This window comes from Comamonas sp. 17RB, assembly GCF_030056555.1.
Taxonomy (GTDB): domain Bacteria; phylum Pseudomonadota; class Gammaproteobacteria; order Burkholderiales; family Burkholderiaceae_C; genus Comamonas; species Comamonas terrigena.
The window spans coordinates 492603-510133 of the sequence record NZ_JASHHY010000002.1; the positions used below are offsets into that span (position 1 = coordinate 492603).

12 protein-coding genes are annotated in these 17531 nt (G+C 66.6%); 2 read left to right on the plus strand and 10 right to left on the minus strand.

The window, feature by feature from the left end; translation table 11 throughout:
- The first annotated feature begins 164 nt into the window (after positions 1-164).
- On the plus strand, positions 165-836 hold the full coding sequence (tenA, locus tag QM470_RS05460; protein ID WP_066537224.1) for a thiaminase II: 672 nt from the start codon (positions 165-167) through the stop codon (positions 834-836).
- Positions 837-937: 101 nt separating this feature from the next.
- Here tenA and QM470_RS05465 read toward each other — a convergent pair whose 3' ends face one another.
- The 10 genes from QM470_RS05465 to argH form a co-directional block, all read right to left on the minus strand.
- Positions 938-1798 (minus strand): endonuclease/exonuclease/phosphatase family protein, encoded by an 861-nt coding sequence (locus tag QM470_RS05465; RefSeq protein ID WP_283338476.1) that lies wholly within the window; start codon positions 1796-1798, stop codon positions 938-940.
- 13 nt (positions 1799-1811) lie between these two features.
- The gene (locus QM470_RS05470; protein WP_283338477.1) at positions 1812-2321 is read right to left on the minus strand and encodes a GNAT family N-acetyltransferase; all 510 of its coding nucleotides are present in this window, start codon (positions 2319-2321) and stop codon (positions 1812-1814) included.
- Positions 2322-2351: 30 nt separating this feature from the next.
- Complete coding sequence (locus tag QM470_RS05475; protein ID WP_272971743.1) at positions 2352-3185, minus strand: carbohydrate ABC transporter permease; 834 nt, start codon at positions 3183-3185, stop codon at positions 2352-2354.
- Entirely contained in the window at positions 3182-4078 is an 897-nt protein-coding gene (locus tag QM470_RS05480) for a carbohydrate ABC transporter permease (protein WP_272971742.1), read from the minus strand. The genes QM470_RS05475 and QM470_RS05480 overlap by 4 nt, the downstream gene beginning before the upstream one ends.
- A 152-nt stretch (positions 4079-4230) precedes the next feature.
- Positions 4231-5526, minus strand: a complete 1296-nt coding sequence (locus QM470_RS05485) for an ABC transporter substrate-binding protein (protein ID WP_272971741.1) — start codon at positions 5524-5526, stop codon at positions 4231-4233.
- Positions 5527-5587: 61 nt separating this feature from the next.
- Entirely contained in the window at positions 5588-6619 is a 1032-nt protein-coding gene (locus tag QM470_RS05490; RefSeq protein WP_283338478.1) for an ABC transporter ATP-binding protein, read from the minus strand.
- A 220-nt stretch (positions 6620-6839) separates the two neighbouring features.
- Entirely contained in the window at positions 6840-7142 is a 303-nt protein-coding gene (locus tag QM470_RS05495; RefSeq protein ID WP_066537251.1) for a YciI-like protein, read from the minus strand.
- 149 nt (positions 7143-7291) lie between these two features.
- Entirely contained in the window at positions 7292-13204 is a 5913-nt protein-coding gene (locus QM470_RS05500; protein WP_283338575.1) for an alpha-2-macroglobulin family protein, read from the minus strand.
- A gap of 222 nt (positions 13205-13426) precedes the next feature.
- On the minus strand, positions 13427-14464 hold the full coding sequence (locus QM470_RS05505) for a Bug family tripartite tricarboxylate transporter substrate binding protein (RefSeq protein ID WP_502846810.1): 1038 nt from the start codon (positions 14462-14464) through the stop codon (positions 13427-13429).
- A 198-nt stretch (positions 14465-14662) separates the two neighbouring features.
- Positions 14663-16120, minus strand: coding sequence for an argininosuccinate lyase (argH, locus tag QM470_RS05510; protein ID WP_283338480.1), 1458 nt, complete (start codon positions 16118-16120; stop codon positions 14663-14665).
- A 584-nt stretch (positions 16121-16704) separates the two neighbouring features.
- Between argH and QM470_RS05515 the strand changes: the two genes are divergently transcribed.
- Positions 16705-17493 (plus strand): LytR/AlgR family response regulator transcription factor, encoded by a 789-nt coding sequence (locus QM470_RS05515; RefSeq protein ID WP_192334208.1) that lies wholly within the window; start codon positions 16705-16707, stop codon positions 17491-17493.
- The last annotated feature ends 38 nt before the right edge of the window (positions 17494-17531 follow it).

The following is a 17531-nucleotide window of genomic DNA, read 5'->3' on the forward strand; positions in this document are numbered from 1 at the left end:
GCCGCTTCGTTCCCCGCCGGACCGCCTGCGCCACACCCCAAGGCGCTGCACAAAGCCCGCCGGCCATGCCGGCCTATCCCGGTGTTTGTCTGCACCATGGGCGATGATCGGCGCTTTCGCGCGCCCCCTGCGGCGGTGCGCCTGGCTACCGGAGAAACCACCACATGAGCACGCCCTGCTTCACCGATGCTGCCTGGCAGCGCAATCTGCCCTTGTTCAACGCCACGCTGGCCCTGCCCTTCAACCGCGAACTGGCCGCCGGCACCTTGAGCCGCGAGCGCTTTCAGCACTACATGATCCAGGATGCGCACTACCTGGTGGCCTTTGGCCGCAGCCTGGCCGTGGCCGCCGCCAAGGCCGATGATGCCGACGGCGTGGTGCAGTTCGCCAAGGCAGCCGAAGAGGCCGTGGTCGTGGAACGCGCCCTGCATGACGGCTTCATGCGCGAATACGCAGTCAGCGCCGCGCAGTTCGAGGCCACACCGCTGTCCCCGGTCTGCCACCATTATGTGCACTACCTGCAATCCATGGGCTGGAGCCGCAGCTACCCGGTGGCGCTGGCCGCGCTGCTGCCCTGCTTCTGGATCTATGCCGAAGTGGGCCGTGCCATCCTGGCCGAAGCCCGACCGAACAACCCCTACCAGAGCTGGGTCGACACCTACGCCGGTGACGAGTTCCACGCCCTGGTGGCCCGTGTGCGTGCCACCATCGATCAGCTGGCCGCCCAGGCGGATGCCCGCACGCTGGAAGCCATGCACCAGGCCTACACCGATGCGGCGCGGCTGGAATGGATGTTCTGGGACAGTGCCTACCGCCTAGGCCAGTGGCCCTGCTGACGCAGCAGCACCCGCTGCACCGAAGTTCTCACCGGCCTGGCCCACGGTCCCGGTAGGTTGGCAGCCCGGGGGACCTTCTCAGGCCGCCTTGGATGCGGCGTTCAGCCCAGCGTGATGCACACCGGCTGGTGGTCCGAAAACCGGGTGATACTGTCCGTGCGCCAGCCGCGCACGGCCTCGCGCAGGCTGTCGCTGACCAGCACAAAATCGCAGGCCCCCGGCTCCGGCCCCCAGGTCCGGTCGAACAGGCGAAACGTGTTCGGCTGCTGGTCGCCCGGGTGCAGCAGCGACCAGCTGTCGTGGAAAGCGGCTTCGCCCGGAACCGCCGCTGCCACCAGCTGGGCATATTCCGCCTCGTGCGGCTCCAGATTGAAGTCGCCGCACAGCACGGCATGCGGGGTATGCACCGGCGTGGCGTAAGGCGTGGCCGCACCGGCCGCACCGGGCAGCGCCGCACACTGGGCCAGGGCCTCGGCATGCAGGCGGCGCAGTGCCTGCACCTGGTCGCGGCGCTGGTGGGCGCTGTGGTATTCCAGGTGCGTGGTCATCACCCGCACCAGGCCCAGCGCAGGGTCGCGCACCGTCACCACCAGGCAGCCGCGCGGCATGCTGACCACGCCGGTTTCGGCCCGCCACGGCAGGCGGTGCTGCGCCACTTCGACCACCGGCAGGCGCGTGGCCACCAGATTGCCAAAGGCCCGGTGCCGGCCCTGGGCATCAAAGCCCTCGGTGGTGGCGGCAAAGCACAGCTGCCACCCCGGCAGCAGCGCGCGCAGCTGCGCCACTTGGTCGCCCGGCCCACCCTGCAAGCCGTCGTGGCCCACCGCCACTTCCTGCAGGCACAGCACGTCCAGACCGCCGTGGTCGGCCCCCATCGCCAGCGCGTGCTGCACGATCCGCTGCGGGCTGACCACGCCGTCCAGCCCGCAGCACCATTGCACATTCCACGTCAGGATCTGCATTGCCAAGACTTTCTCAAGCCAGCGGCTTGACCATGTTGAACCATTGCGCGCCCGCATGGGCCGATGTGGACGGGCCTTCGTTGGCATAGCCCAGCGCTTCGTAGAACGGCACCCGGTCCTGCAGGCAGGTGAGCGTGACGGTTTCGCGCTGTGCGGCGCGGGCCACGGCTTCCAGCTGTGCCAGCAGCCTGCGGCCCAGGCCCAGCTGGCGGCAGGCGGGATCCACCGCCAGCCCCAGCACCGTCTGGTGTCCGCCGCTGGCCGGGTTGGCCCCCAGTTCACGAAACAAGCCGTCGCGGATATAGCGCTCGTTCACCACCGGGCCGTTGACCAGGCCCACCACCCGGCCTTCCAGCACGGCCACCCAGAAACTGTCGGGGATGCATTGCAGGCGCTGCGCAAAGGCGGCAGGAGTGGCCGCCTCTTGAGGCGTGAAGCAGGCGTTTTCGATGGCGATCAACCGGGGCAGATCGGCGGGCGTGGCCTGGCGCAAGACCAGGCCGGATACAGCGTTCTCAGACATGGTCCGATTGTGCGCGCAGCAACCGTCGCCTCACTTGATGCCGGCGCGCATGAAGCTCTGCACAAACTGGCGCTGGAACAGGATGAAGCCCACCAGCAGCGGTGCCGAAGTCATCAGGGTCGCGGCGGTGATGGTGGACCAGTCCACGCCCTGCTCCACGCTGGAGAACACCTGCAGCCCCACCGTCAGCGGGCGCGATTCCACGCTGTTGGTGATGATCAGCGGCCACAGGAAATTGTTCCAGTGAAAGCTGACCGACACCAGCGCAAAGGCGGTGTAGACCGGCTTGGCCAGGGGCACATAGACACGCCACAGAATCTGCAGGGTACTGGCACCTTCCACGCGTGCCGCCTCGTCCAGCTCCTTGGGAATGCCCATGAAGGTCTGGCGCAGCAGGAAGATGGCAAAGGCCGATGCGAAGTACGGCAGGCCGATGGCCAGCAGCGTATCGACCAGGCCCAGCCTGGCCATGGTCTGGTAGTTTTCCACCAGCAGGATGTCCGGCATGATCATCAGCTGCACCAGCACCAGCGCAAACGCAATGTTCTTGCCCCGGAATTCATAGCGCGCAAAGGCGAACGCCGCCAGGGTGGACAGCACCAGCTGCGCAAGCAGGATGATGGTGACCAGCAGCGTGGTGTTCAGAAAATAGCGTGCAAACGGCGCGGCCTCCCAGGCGTGGCGGAAGTTCTGCAGCGTCCACGGCGCCGTCAGATCGAAGCGGGTGGCGTATTCACTGGGGTGGAAAGCCGTCCACACCGCATAGGCCAGCGGCAGGATCCAGCACAGGGCCAGCAGCCAGGCGGCCAGCGTGTCGAACCAGGTGTGGCGATAGATCACCGCAGGGGCGTGGGTGCGGTTCATTTGTAGTGCACCTTCTTGTCCAGCACAAAGAACTGGAACAGCGCCACGCCGGCCAGCACCACGACCAGCACCACCGTGATGGCGGCCGCATAGGCCGTGTCCCAGAATTTGAAGCCCACCTCGTACAGGTGGTACAGCAGCAAGGTGGTGGCGTTGTCCGGCCCGCCGCGGGTGAGGATGAACACATGGTCCACCAGGCGGAAGGCATTGATGACGGCGTTGACCAGCACGAACAAGGTGGTGGGCATCAGCAGCGGCCACTGCACGCGACGGAAGAAATACCAGCGCGAGGCACCTTCGATGGCCGCCGCTTCCTTGAGGCTGGGATTCAGCGTCTGCAGCGCCGCCAGATAGAAGATCATGAAGAAGCCGGCTTCCTTCCACACTGCCACCAGGGTGATGGCGCCCAGTGCGGTCGAGGGACTGCCCAGCCAGTTGTGCGACGGCAGCCCCAGGGCGCCCGTCACCTGCTCCAGCAGGCCGTACTGCGGCGTGTAGAAGAACAGCCAGATGTTGGCCACGGCAATCATGGGGAGCACCGTGGGCGTGAAATAGGCCATGCGGATGAAGGTGCGGCCCGCAATGCGTTCGTTGACCCACACCGCCATCAGCAGCGCCAGGCCGATCGATGCCGGAATGGTGGCCGCTGCAAACCACAGGTTGTTGCGCACGGCCTGCCAGAACACCGGGTCATCCACCATGGTCTCGTAGTTTTCCAGCCCCACCCACACCGCCGCGCGCACGCCTTTGGGGGTGGAATAGAAGCTGTCGATCAAAGTGGCCACAGCCGGCCAGTGGGTGAACGTGACCAGCAGCACCAGCGCAGGCAGCAGCAGCAACCAGGCATGGATGCTGCGCTGACCGGACCCGGCGATGGAAGAAGAAGCACTCATTCCCGAAATTTCTCTGTTTGCAATCCCGCATCACCACCGCGCCGGGTGGCAGTGCCTGTCCGAAGACATGGCGCCCGGACGGGCTGCCGCAGTGCGGCCGACCATCCGGGCCACGGCATCCCAGGCCTTGTCAGGCCTGGCGGTGACGCCGCTTACTTGTACGAACGCAGAATGCGATCGGCTTCCTTCTGCGCATCCTTCATGGCCTGTGCCGAGGTCTTGGTGCCGTTCAGCGCCGCCTGCACCGCATCGTTGAGCACCTTGGTCACACGCTGGTTGTCGTGGGTGGAGAACTCCGCCACCGACACCGGCAGCTGGTCACGTGCCACCAGGGCCTGGGGGAAATCCTGGCCGTATTTCTTCAGCGTGGGGGTGTCGTACGCCGCCGCCGAGACAGCCACATAGCCGCTGTCCATGCTCCACTGGGCCGCACGCTCGGGCTGGGTCACCCACTTGGCGAACTCGAACGCCGCCTGCTGCTGCTCCTTGGGCGCCTTCTTGAAGATGTAGAAGTTGCCGCCCCCGGTGGGCGAGCCCTTGCGCACATTGCCCGCGATCTGGCCCACGCCAAAGTCGAACTTGGCATTGGCCTTCAGATTGGTCAGATTGCCGGTGGTGGTGACGATGATGGCGGCCTTCTTTTCCATGAAGTCCTTGGGGGTGGTGCCCCACTCCACCACGCCCTTGGGGTGCACGCCTTCCTTGGTCAGGTTGACCCAGAAGTCCAGCGCCTCGATCACCTTGGGGTGGTCGAACGTGACCTTGGTGCCGGCTTCATTGGCCAGCAGCACGCCATTGGGCGTGGTCAGCGTCTGCAGCATCCAGTAGGCAAAGCCGGTCGACGGAATCTGGATGCCGTACTGCGTGACATTGCCGTTGGCGTCTTTCTTGGTCAGCTTCTTGGCCGCCTCGCTCAGTTCCTTCCAGGTCGCAGGGGCCTTGCTCGGATCGAGGCCGGCCTCCTTGAACGCGTCCTTGTTGTAGTACATAACCACGGTGGAGCGCTGGAACGGCACCCCCCAGGTCTTGCCTCCGGTCTGGCTGTTGGCCATGAAGGCGGGGTAGAAGCCCTTGAGCCAGGCCTTGTCGGCATCGGTCTTCACAAAGTCATCGATGGGGGCGATGGCATCTTCATCGATCAGCGTGAACATGTCGGTGGACAGCAGCACCGACGTGGCCGGAGCCTTGCCCGACTTGTTGGCCGTCAGCGCCTTGACAATGGTCTCCTGGTAGGTGCCCGCGTAGATGGGCGTGACCTTGTACTGCGGGTGAGCCTTGTTGAAGTCGGCGGCGTACCCGTCGATCACCTTGGTGATGGGGCCGCCCACGGCCACGGGGTAGTAGAACGGCACTTCCAGCGGCTCGGCGGCCTGGGCGGTGGGTGCGCTCAGGCCCAGCATGGCGGCCGTGGTGGCCAGAATGGATTTCAAGAAGGTGCTGCGTTGCATGGAAACTCCTGGTGCGCCGAAGCGCGATTCAAACGAAAGAAAGGGAGAGCGGAAACCGACGTCAGCCGCAGGCGATGCGCTGGCCCTGGGCGTCAAAGAAATGCATGTCCTGGGGCTGCCAGGCCAGGTGTGCGGCAGCGCCCACCGCAGCCTGCTGGTGGCCGGGGGTGCGCACCATGATCGGCTCGCTGCCAATCGCGCAGCGCAGCACCACATCGGCCCCCAGGTATTCCTGGCCGGTCACACCGGCTGGCACCCCGGCGGCATCGGCCCAGTGCACCGCCTCGGGCCGCAGGCCCAGCCAGGCGGCACCCGCCGGTGCCGGCAGGCGCACCTCGCTGCCGGCGATGGCGCCGTCCTGCAGCTGAAGCAGGTTCATCGCCGGCGTGCCGATGAAGCGCGCCGCAAATGTGGTCGCAGGCTGTGCATACAGGGTGCGCGGTGCCGCGCACTGCTCGACCTTGCCCTGGTGCAGCAGCACCACCTGGTCGGCCATGCTCATGGCTTCGGCCTGGTCGTGCGTCACGTACACCACCGTCAGGCTCAGGCGCTGCTGCAGCTCACGCAGCTCCGCGCGCATTTCCTGGCGCAGCTGGGCGTCCAGGTTGGACAGGGGTTCGTCCATCAGACACACATGGGCCTGGGCCACCAGGGCCCGGCCCAGCGCCACGCGCTGCTGCTGGCCACCCGAGAGCTGACCCGGCTTGCGGTCCAGCAGCTGCGTCAGGCCCAGCAGGTCGGCCGCCTCTTTCAAACGCTGGTCGGCCTCGGCCTTGGGCACCTTGCGCACCGACAGGCCGAAGCCGATGTTCTCCGCCACGCTCAGGTGCGGAAACAACGCATAGTTCTGGAACACCATGGCGATGCCGCGGGCGGCTGGCGGCAGATCGGTCACGTCCTTGCCACCGATCTTCACCCGCCCGGAGGTGGCGGACTCCAGGCCCGCAATGATGCGCAAGGTGGTGGATTTGCCGCAGCCCGAGGGGCCGAGCAGCACACAGAACGATCCCGCAGGAATCTGCAGATCCATCGCCCGCAGCGCCGTGGTGTCTCCCCACGATTTGGCGATGGCTTCCAGTTGAATGGTTGACATGCACCCAGTCTAGAAACGACTTGTGTCAACGTCATGACGGGATAAACCCCCTGTTGTCGATGGCTGGCATGACAGCGTCATGACACCCCGACACCGCCTGCGCCATTGGGCGGCCTCCCTGGGAACGGCACAGGGGACACCTGGGAAGGCAAAGCGCCTGGGCACGGGCCCTGGCGCATCCTGTTGCTGCGGCCGCCCGTCACGGCCGCGGCATGCAGGCTCAGTCCGGACGGATGGGCGTCTTGGCGTCCTTGCCCACCACCGTGGTCCAGGGCTTGATCACATGGCGGGCCACCAGGCCGTTCACGTAGTAGGGATCGCCCTGCACAAAGGCCTCGATGGGGGCCGCACTGTCGCAGTCGAAGACAAACACCGCGCTGTCCGGCGGATCGCCGGCGGCACCGGCCAGCAGCAGCTCGCCCCGCTCCTGTGCCTGCCAGGCCTTGGCAATGTGCGCATTGCGGTAGGTGCCACGGCGCTCCAGGTAGTCAGCGGTGTATTCGTAGGTCAGCAGGTAGTGCATGGAAAGTCTCCTCCAGAAATGCGGGCAGGCCACGCCAGCCAGGTGGCCCGATAAAAAAGCGCCGCACCCGAAAAATCGCAGTGCGGCGCCGGCCGGTTGATTGTCCACGCAGCGGGCATCTGCCGACACCTGCTGCGCAGACTGCGTGCTCAGGGCTTGCCCTGAAGCACCTGCATGCTGGCGTTCGGCGCTTCGCCAAACACCTCCGGGGCATACAGCGCCTCGGCCCGGGTGGGCGGCAGGGCGAAGGTGCCCGCGTTGTTCAGGCGCATGGTGTACTCCACCACCGACTTGCCCTTGGGCAGGTAGGCGTAGTAGGCACGGAAGGCGTTGTGCGCCCGTTCCTCGTACGCCGGCCAGGCCCCTTCCGGCGCCTTCTGGTCCCGCACCGCCACTTCGGAGTCACGGCCCAGGCCGCTGCCCAGGATCGTGGCACCACCGGGGATGGGGTCGCTCAGCGCCACCCAGGTCATGTCGGCGCCGGCCTCGACCTCCAGCCGCACCCGCAGCACATCGCCGCGCTGGTACTTGCCAGCGGCAACGCCGTCGGCCTGCTGCACCGGGGTGATGGTCTTGCGCACCGCATAGCCGGCATTGAAGGCCTCCTTGCGCGGCACCGCAGCCAGCGACTGCAGCGTGACCCAGGGCTTGCCTGCACCGTGGTGGGTGATGCGCAGCTCGCCCGAACGGCGCTCGCCCCAGGGCATGTAGATGCGCTGCGGCGTTTGTGGGTCTTGCTGCACCGCACCGGCCAGTGCAGTCGTCAGGGACTCCAGCGCTGCGCCGTCCTGCGCGCCGGCTTCCGCCTTGGGCAGGGGCTTCACATCCTTCCAGTCGACATTCACCGACTGCGCGCCCAGCACCGTGGTGGTGGTGCCAGCCACGGGCGTGTTCTCGAACTTGCGCGAGAACTGGCGCAGCGCCAGCCCGCCCCAGACGTTGGCCGTGGTGGTGGACCAGGCGCCGCCCTTCTGGCGTGCCAGCAGACCGGCCACCATGCGCGGCACTTCCGAAGCCCAGCTGGCATCGCCCATGGTGGCCAGCAGCAGACGGGCGGCATTGCTGTCCGTGTCCTGCATCAGCCACCACCAGCGGTCCTGGTCCTCGGTGCTGAAGGCCAGCTGGCTGCCGTGGTAGCTCAGGCGGTTGCGCAGCTGCTGCTGCGCCTCGGCCAGGCGCTCCTCACGCTGGGGCACATCCGGCAGTTTCTGCAGCACCGTGATCCAGTCGATCAGCGTGTGCGTGGGCCACTGCACGGGGGTGATGTCGATGCTGCCCAGCATGCGCGCCTGGGCCTTGCCGCCGCGCGCCAAGGCGGCGATGGCGGCCAGCTTGCGCTCCTGCAGATCCTGGCGCGGGCTCCAGAACTTGCGTTGCAGACGGCCTTCCACAAAGGCGATCAGGCCGGATTCCATCTGCGCCCGCTGCGCCGGCGGAATGGCAAACGCCGGGTCCAGCTCGGCCGCCACGCTGGCCACGGCCAGCAGGTGGGCCGTCAAGGTGTCACTGCCCTGGGCGCGCTGACCGTCCTGCACCGGGAAGTACAGGGCCAGACCGTCGCCGTCCAGGTAAGTGGGCAGGCTGTCCATGGTGCTGCGCCACAGATCGGCATTCTTCAGGCCGATGGCGCGGCTGCTGGTCTGCTCCAGGCAGCTGTAGGGGTAGCGTTCCCACCAGGCGCGGACGCCGGGCAGGCCATCCGGTCCGCCCGCCAGCTGCGCGCTGAAGTCCAGGCGCATGCCGCCGCGGCCAGGCAGGGCATTGGCCGGCAGGCTGACCTGCTGGCTCCACGGGCCGTCCAGCTGCTGCAGCACCGATTGCTGCACCGCCAGCGGCACGGCCGCCTCCACGCGCTGGCTGATCTTGAGCGTATCGCTGGCGCCGCTGGTCTTGTCCTTGGCCGCCACCTCCCACATCAGCTGCTGGGTACGGGTCTGGCCCAGTGCAGCCGGCACGGTCACGTCCCAGGCCACTTCGCGCGAGGCGCCGGCGGGAATCTCCACCGTCTGGGGCTTCAGATCCAGCCAGGTGGCGCGCGGCGACAGCTCCACCTGCATCGCCGCCTTGGTGGTGTTGCGCAACGTGAGCTGGGCGCGGAACTGGTCGCCTTCGCGCACCAGCGGCGGCAGGCCGCTGACGATCTGCAGATCCTGCGTGGTGCGGATGGAGGCTTCGCCCGTACCGAACCACTGCACGCCGTCATCGGCCACGGCAGCAATGCGGAAGGCCGTGAGCGCATCGTTGAGCGGCACATTCACCGTGGCCTTGCCCTGGGCGTCCAGCACCACGCGCGGGTTCCACAGCAGCAGCGTGTCCAGCAGCTCGCGGGTGGGTGCACGCCCACCGCCGCCGCCGGCCGGCACGGCCTTGCGGCCATAGTGGCGCCGGCCGATGATTTCCATCTGCGCCGTCGCCGTCTGCACGCCCCAGCTGCGGCGTTGCCACAGCGCGTCGCGCAGCTGCCAGCTGGTGTTGGGCATCAGCTCCAGCAGCGCCTGGTCCACTGCGGCCAGTGCCACTTCGGCACCGGCGGCCGGCTTGCCGTCGGGCTGGCGGACTTCGATGATCACGCGGGCCGTGTCGCGGATGCGGTAGCTGGACTTGTCCGGCGTGACCGTCACCTGCAGCGTCTGCCCCTTCTGGCCCACCTGCAGCTCGGCCATGCCCAGCCGGTATGCCGGCTTGGACAGGTCGACCAGTGCCGTGGGCGCGGCGTACTGCTTGCCGTCATGCCAGAAGGCCTGCCACCAGGCGCGGGGCGACTTGTAGCCCCAGGTGAAAAAGCTGTACCAGGGCACCTCCACCAGACGGCCACGCAGCGCCATCACGCTGACATACACGTTCGGGCCCCATTCCTTTTGCACCGGCACATCCACCGTCGGGTTGTCGCCGCGCAGTTCCACCACGCGGGCGTCCAGAATGCCTTCGCGCTCCACCGTCACCAGCGCCGTGGCATGGCGGAATGGCATGCGCACCTGCAGGCGGGCAGTTTCACCCGGCTCGTAGCTGCGCTTTTCCGGCAGCAGGTCCATGCGGTCATGGTCCTGGCCGCCGAACCACAGCTCGCCCTGGCGCGTGATCCACACACTGGTGGCGGCCTGCACGGGATGGCCCTTCTCGTCCTTGGCGGTGGCAATCAGCTCCACCTCGCCGGATTGCTCCAGCTTGGTGTTGCACAGCAGCAGGCCGCGGCTGTCGCTGGTGCCGCTGCAGACCTCGCCCAGGTCCTTGCTGCTTTCCTGGTTGTCGTAGGTGTAGAAGCCCCCCACCATGCGCTTGCGCGCCGAGGTGGTGGTGTGCAGCATGGCCTTGACCGACAGAGCCACGCCCGCCTTGGGCTGGCCGTCCAGCCCCAGCGCCAGCGCCTGGAAGCGCACCTGCTGGCCGGCTGCGGCCCAGCCTTCGGCGCGCACGCCCACCGCCACGGCCGAAGGCCACAGCGGGTGGGTGCTGCGCAGGGTCTGGATTTCTCCGCTGGGGTCGGCATAGGTGGCTTCCAGCACCAGATCCTGCGGCTGCTCGGACGGCGGCAGTGCGTCGATCACCACCTGCCCCTGGCCCTTGGCATCCAGCTTCAGGGCCGCACGGTCCAGCACGATGCGGTTGCTTTCGCGTGGCGCCTCATCGTCGGACTCCTCGCCCTGCTCGCGGCGCTGCGACTGCGGCGGACCAAAGCGGTAGTCATCCCAGTCCTTGAAGCTGGTCGAACGCGAACGCACCATGGCCGTCACCTGCACCGGCAGGTTGGCGGCGGCACCGCCGTTCACATAATCCAGGCGCACGGCCACGGCCAGCTTGCCCGGGCGCACCAGCGGCCCCTTGTCCACGGGGGCCACCTGGCCTTGCAGCACCGGCAGGCGGAAGGCTTCCACGCGGAAGCTGCCGGACTGCAGGCTGCGGCCACCCGGCAGGCGCAGTTCGACGTCGTACTGGCCCAGCTTGGCGGCGCGCGGCACGGCAAAGCTGGCTTCCGCACTCTTGCCGCCGGTCGCCGTGGTGCGCCACTGCAGTGCCTGCTGGAACTGCTGACCGCTGCCGATGTGGGTGATGATGGCTTGCTGCGGCCACTGCTGCGGCAGCCCCAGGCCGGTCAGCGTCTGCTGACGCAGGAAATGCTTCATGGACACGGTTTCGCCGGCCCGCACCAGGGTGCGGTCCATCACCGTATGGGCCACAAGCTGGCTTTCGCCGGACCAGGCCACGGGCACATTGAAGCGCCAGGGCTCGATGCCTTTTTGCCAGTCGCTCCAGGTAAAGGCCATATCGGCCACACCGGCCTGCGTGGCGCGGGCGCTCACAAAATAGGATCCGCTGTTGCGGCCTGTGCGGCAGCGGGGCGCTTCACCGGCCAGTTCCGGCAGGCGCAGCATCCCCTGGGCATCGGTTTCCCCCTGGGTCACCGGCTTGCCCGCGCAATCCGACACCTGCACCCGGGCGCCGGCCACCGGCTTGCCCTTGTCCAGCGAGGTCACCCAGACCATGGAGCCTTCGTGCCCCAGCTTGAAGTGCACCGCCAGGTTGGTGACCAGTGCGGCGGTGCGCACATACATCTTGCGCTGCGCGCCGTAGCGCTCATCAAGCAAGGCAGCACCCAGGCGGGGCGATGCGATTTCCACCACATGAAAACCCGGCTGCAGCGGAATGCCCACCACCTCGAACGGGCGCGGGTCTTCCTTGCTGCCGGCCGGCAGCTGCATCTGCTGCACACCGTCCCGGCCCTGCAGCAGCGACAGCTGGCGCGTGGCCACATAGGTTTGGTTGTCGGGGTCGATCACTGGCGGCAGGGATTTCACGTCCTTGCGGGCCTCGGTGCGGGACACGCTGTTCTCGTGGTAGTTCTGCACCTTGTCGAGCCAGCGGATGATGTCGGCATCGCTTTGCAGCTGCAGGGTGCTGACCTGGGAGCTGTCGCTGGCTTCCACCTTGCGCAGGGTCACCGGCAGCAGGGCCGGCCCGTCCGGACCTTCGGCAAAGCGTTCGACAATGCCGAACGGCGCCGCGGCGAACTTGGCCAGCGGCGGCGTGTCGCCGGTCTTGATCGCCAGCGGGAACATCGCGGCATTGCGCAGCGGGCGGCCGGCATCGTCCTTCAGGTCCTTGGGCAGTTCCAGCTGGTAGCCGGTCAGCGGCTTGAGGCCGCCTTCAAAGCGCAGCTCACGCACATCGCCGCTGCCTTGCTCCAGCACGGGCTTGAGGTTGTCGCCACCGCCCACCAGGCGGATCTCCTGCGCCTTGCTGCGCGGCACGGGGGCACTGAACTGCAGATAGACCGGGCGGATCGGCAGGCAGCCGGCCTGGGCGTTTTCGCGTTCGCAGCGCATTTCGGCCGCAAACGCTTCGCGCACCGTGTAGTCAAACCGCTTTTCCTCGCGGTTGGCCACGCCCTGCGGGCCGGCGACGCCCTTGCCGTACACCAGCTGCACGGCGGTGCCGGCGGTCAGGCGCCGGTTGCAGGCCAGCACGGCAAACTGGTCCGGGGATTTCTTCAGCAGCTCCTGGTCCCAGACCTGGGTCTGGAGCACCGCGTCACGCTCCTTGCCGCCGATCCAGCGCACCGGGATGCGTTCGCCCACGCCTTCGGCCTGGCAATGCACATGCTCCTGCAGGCTTTGCTGCGTGGCCGGGCCGCTGAGCTGCAGCAGGAAGAACTGTTCCTCATCGATGGCCACCCAGCCACGCGGCCAGATGTGGCGCACAAAAGGCCCCGCCGTCTCGAACTGGTAGCGCTTGGTGCTGGTCAGCGTGGCGCCGGACACCGCCTTAAAGGCTTTTTTCGGCGTCACCGTGCAACGGGTGCCGGGGGGCAGCGGGCTGTTCCACTGCCAGACCCACTCACGGGCATTGTTCCAGCGGCCGCTGCCGCCGGGCAGCTGCTCGGGTGCGCAGCTGAAGTCCACCGGTGCCGGCCCTTCGGCCGAGCCCAGTGCCACGGCATCGGCATCCAGCCGCACCACCAGTTGGCGAATCTCTGCCACCTGCCCTTGGGGGGTGACGTTCTGTATGTCCAATGCCCATGTCTGCCCCGCCCCCAACAAGGCGGCTGCGGCAGCCCATTTGTGCATGCGCTTCATGCGGTCTCCTCTTGCGAAGCAACGAGGGTACCAAAGGGCTGCAACTTCCCCCAGGGCGTGCAGCCGCCGTTTCAAGCTGAAACAAATCGGACAAAACGCACATGGCAGACGCCATCCGGCAGGCAGCGCGCTGGCGTGCCCTGCTTTCCGTCCTGGGAATGGCCCACGGCGGGCACCCGGCATCGGTGCGCCACAGGCACCACGAGCTGGCGCTTACTGCGGCTGAAAGCCGCTCTTGCGGATGATGGCCTTCCAGGCCGCGGTATAGGCCTGTTCACGGCGCTGCAGCTGCTGCGGGTTCATGGGCTCCACCGTCAGCCCCAGCTGTTCGAGCTGGCTGCGGATCTGCGGACGCGCCACCACCTGGGCCAGCGCCTGGGCAAAACGTTGTGTAAACGCTGCGGACGTGCCCTTGGGCGCATAGAAACCGTAGTAGGGCATGTCCTCGAAGCCCGCCAGACCCAGCTCGCCCAGGGTGGGCACCTGGGGAAACGCCTTTTGCCGGTGTGCCCCCAGCACGGCCAGCACGCGCAGCTTGCCGCTCTTGTGGTACTCCACGAAATCCTGCACCGAGCCAATGCCGGCTTCGATCTGCCGGCCCAGCAGATCGCCGATCATCGGCGCGCTGCCCTTGTAGGGCGCTGCCACCAGATCCAGCTGGTAGTGCCTGGCCAACAGCTGCACCAGAAACTCCGGGGTCGATGCCGGCGCCGGAATTCCCACCGCACTGCGCCCCTGGGCAGCGCTGCGCACCCAGTCCACATACTCGGCCACGCTGTGTGCCGGGTGCTGTCCAGACACGGCCAGGCAGTTCACGAACGAGGCAAAGCCGCCGACCGGCACAAAGTCCTGTGCCGGATCGAAACCCGGCTGGCGCACCACCTGCGGCAGGATGGAGATGGTGTGGTCGTGCGTCAGGAACACCGTCGTGCCATCGGGCTGGGCCGCCTTGAGCTGCTGGGCGGCGATCTGCCCGCCCGCGCCGGGGCGGTTGTCCACGATCACGGGCACGGCCAGCAGCTCCGACAGCGGCTCCTGCAGCAGGCGTGCGATCACATCGCTGCCACCGCCCGGCGGAAAGCCCACCAGGATGCGCAAGGGACGCCCGCCTTTGGCCCAGACCCCGGCGGACCCGCTGGCCGCAGCCAGAACCGCGGCCTGTGCAGCGGAGTGGACCAGGAATCGGCGGCGGGAAGAGAGGGTCACAACGTGCTCCGAAGGCAGAAAAAAGAAGAAGCCATACACGGCCATCTGCGAGCGTAGCGGTCGGATACCCGGAAAAAATTTCGAAGACACACTGGTTTGCGATGTTGCACATCTTCAACCGCGAAACCAACCTTTTGCCCCGGTGCAGGCACCATGAAAAAAGGGACGCCGAAGCGTCCCTTTTGCATGTGTGCAGACAGGCGTCTTGTCGACCTGCCTCTCTGCGCCCAGCGCCCTGGCCTCTCAGGCCAGGCGTGCGCGGTGCTTGACCAGCTGTGCGCGCACCTGGGCCGGTGCCGTGCCGCCCAGCGTGTTGCGGGCGTTGAGCGAGCCTTCCAGGCTCAGCGCCTCGAAGACATCGGCTTCGATGTGCGGGTTGAAGGCCTGGAGTTCGATCAAGGGCAGCTCGGTCAGGTCCACCCCCTTCATAGAGGCCAGCTTCACCGCATGGGCCACGGTTTCATGGGCATCGCGGAAAGGCAGACCCTTCTTGACCAGGTAGTCGGCCAGGTCGGTGGCGGTGGCATAGCCCTTCAGGGCCGCAGCACGCATGTTCTCGGCATTCACGGTGATGCCGCCTTCCTTCTTGCCGGAGGCGGGGTTGACTTGGCCGCCAATCATTTCGGCAAAGATGCGCAGCGTGTCCTTCAGCGTGTCGACGGTGTCGAACAGCGGTTCCTTGTCTTCCTGGTTGTCCTTGTTGTAGGCCAGGGGCTGGCCCTTCATCAGGGTGATCAGGCCCATCAGGTGGCCGACCACACGGCCGGTCTTGCCGCGTGCCAGCTCGGGCACGTCGGGGTTCTTCTTCTGGGGCATGATCGACGAGCCGGTGGTGAAGCGGTCCGCAATCTTGATGAAGCCGAAGTTCTGGCTCATCCAGATAATCAGCTCTTCGGACAGGCGGCTCACGTGCACCATGCACAGGCTGGCGGCGGCCGTGAACTCGATGGCGAAGTCGCGGTCGCTCACGCCGTCCAGCGAATTCTGCGACACGCCTTCCATGCCCAGCGTGCGGGCCACGCGCTCGCGGTCCAGCGGGTAGGTGGTGCCGGCCAGCGCGGCCGAGCCCAGGGGCAGCACGTTCACGCGCTTGCGCACGTCCAGCATGCGTTCGGCGTCGCGCTTGAACATTTCCACATAGGCCAGCATGTGGTGGCCAAAGCTCACCGGCTGCGCCACCTGCAGGTGGGTGAAGCCGGGCAGGATCACTTCCACGTTCTGCTCGGCCACTTCCACCAGCGACAGCTGCAGCTCCTTGAGCAGACCTTCGATCAGATCGATCTCGTCGCGCAGCCACAGGCGCACATCGGTGGCCACCTGGTCGTTGCGGCTGCGGCCGGTGTGCAGGCGCTTGCCGGCATCGCCCACCAGGGCCGTCAGACGCGCTTCGATGTTCAGGTGCACATCTTCCAGGTCCAGCTTCCAGTCGAACTGACCGGCTTCGATCTCCGACTTGATCTGGGCCATGCCCTTCTGGATGGCGGAGTAGTCGTCCTGACCGATGACACCCTGTGCAGCCAGCATTTCCGCGTGCGCCAGGCTGCCGGTGATGTCGGCCTTCCACATGCGCTTGTCAAAGAAAACGCTGGAGGTGTAGCGCTTGACCAGGTCGCTCATGGGCTCGGAAAACAGGGCAGACCACGCCTGCGCCTTGGTGTCGAGTTGGTTGTGGGAGGGCTGCGCGGTGGTGTTGGAGGACATAGGCGAGGACAGATTTTCCGGAAGTTCAGGACACCCGGAAATCCGGGTGCCGCGTATGCAAGATACGCAAATTTTATCGAGCCCGGCGGCTCCCCCGGTTTCTGCGGCCTGCGGTGACCCCACGTTGCACCGCGACACCCTCACCGTGCTGGCGTCTGGCGCCTCTCCGACGGAGCTGGTCCGGCTGCCGTGGGGACGGCCAGAGCACCGATGCCATGGGCGCCTGCAGTACACGGCCCACGGAGTCTGACCCCACGGCCCGCATCAGGGTTTCCACTGGCTTTGCGGGCAGAAAACGCCGCAAAGTGCCGGGAACGGCCCGTAAATGCAGCAGAAACGTGACAGTCACAACAAAACTCTTCAGTCACGGGTGCATCTTGCAAGTTACCAATACACTTTGTTTCACCCCTGTTAACCGGAGGGAGGTTGCGCTGGGTCAAGGCATGGCCCACGCGAATGTGCAAACGCGTTTGGTACTGCGGCACTAGGTCAGGCGATTTCTGTCCCTGACATGAAGGGTCCGTTTGTCGTCACGCTGCCAGTACCTGATGTATCCGCCATATTGAGATAAGGGAGAAGGAGCTATGCACGTACTGATCGTTGATGATGAACTCTTGGCCCGTAACCGCCTGCGCGTCCTGCTGAGCGATTGCGAGGATCCCTCGGCCCCGTTCCTGGTATCGGAAGCTGCCACTGCCGCCCAGGCGCTGGATGTGCTGCACCGCACCAAGGATCACCATCCCGTTGACATGATCTTCCTGGACGTGCAGATGCCCGGCCAGGACGGCCTGCGCTTTGCCCAAACGCTCCGCTCCCTGCCCCGTCCGCCGGCGGTGGTGTTCATCTCGGCCCACGCCATGTACGCCGCCAATGCGTTCGAAGTGGAAGCCGTGGACTACCTGACCAAGCCGGTGCGCCCCGACCGCCTGCAGCAGGCCGTGGCCAAGGTGCGCCGCCTGTATACGCTGGAGCAGAAGGCACCGGCCACCATGTCCATGGGCAGCGCCGCCGCCCTGCTGATCCGTGACCGCGGCCGCACCGAACGTGTGCCGCTGCACCAGGTGATCTATCTGAAAGCCGAGCAGAAGTACGTCACCGTGCGCACGGCCACCCGCAGCTACATCCTGGACAACTCGCTGACCGAGCTGGAAGGCCGCTATCCGCTGCAGTTCGTGCGCATCCACCGCAACGCCCTGGTCACCCGTGAACAGATGCGCAGCCTGGAAAAGCACTACACCGAAGACGACGGCGAAGGCTGGGCGCTGCGCATGCACGCCGTGCCCGAGTTGCTGATGGTCTCGCGCCGCCAGCTGTCTGCCGTGCGGGCCATCATGAACCAGCCGCACATCCAGGTGCAGCCGGAAATGGCCTGATCCGCGCCCACTGGCACATCTGCATCAGCCAACGCTGG

What these genes read in the sequence shown, in the direction of transcription:
- tenA (WP_066537224.1), top strand. Translation starts at nt 165, where the DNA reads ATGAGCACGCCCTGCTTCACCGATGCTGCCTGGCAGCGCAATCTGCCC.
- QM470_RS05465 (WP_283338476.1), bottom strand. Translation starts at nt 1,798, where the DNA reads ATGCAGATCCTGACGTGGAATGTGCAATGGTGCTGCGGGCTGGACGGC.
- QM470_RS05470 (WP_283338477.1), bottom strand. Translation starts at nt 2,321, where the DNA reads ATGTCTGAGAACGCTGTATCCGGCCTGGTCTTGCGCCAGGCCACGCCC.
- QM470_RS05475 (WP_272971743.1), bottom strand. Translation starts at nt 3,185, where the DNA reads ATGAACCGCACCCACGCCCCTGCGGTGATCTATCGCCACACCTGGTTC.
- QM470_RS05480 (WP_272971742.1), bottom strand. Translation starts at nt 4,078, where the DNA reads ATGAGTGCTTCTTCTTCCATCGCCGGGTCCGGTCAGCGCAGCATCCAT.
- QM470_RS05485 (WP_272971741.1), bottom strand. Translation starts at nt 5,526, where the DNA reads ATGCAACGCAGCACCTTCTTGAAATCCATTCTGGCCACCACGGCCGCC.
- QM470_RS05490 (WP_283338478.1), bottom strand. Translation starts at nt 6,619, where the DNA reads ATGTCAACCATTCAACTGGAAGCCATCGCCAAATCGTGGGGAGACACC.
- QM470_RS05495 (WP_066537251.1), bottom strand. Translation starts at nt 7,142, where the DNA reads ATGCACTACCTGCTGACCTACGAATACACCGCTGACTACCTGGAGCGC.
- QM470_RS05500 (WP_283338575.1), bottom strand. Translation starts at nt 13,204, where the DNA reads ATGCACAAATGGGCTGCCGCAGCCGCCTTGTTGGGGGCGGGGCAGACA.
- QM470_RS05505 (WP_502846810.1), bottom strand. Translation starts at nt 14,464, where the DNA reads ATGGCCGTGTATGGCTTCTTCTTTTTTCTGCCTTCGGAGCACGTTGTG.
- argH (WP_283338480.1), bottom strand. Translation starts at nt 16,120, where the DNA reads ATGTCCTCCAACACCACCGCGCAGCCCTCCCACAACCAACTCGACACC.
- QM470_RS05515 (WP_192334208.1), top strand. Translation starts at nt 16,705, where the DNA reads ATGCACGTACTGATCGTTGATGATGAACTCTTGGCCCGTAACCGCCTG.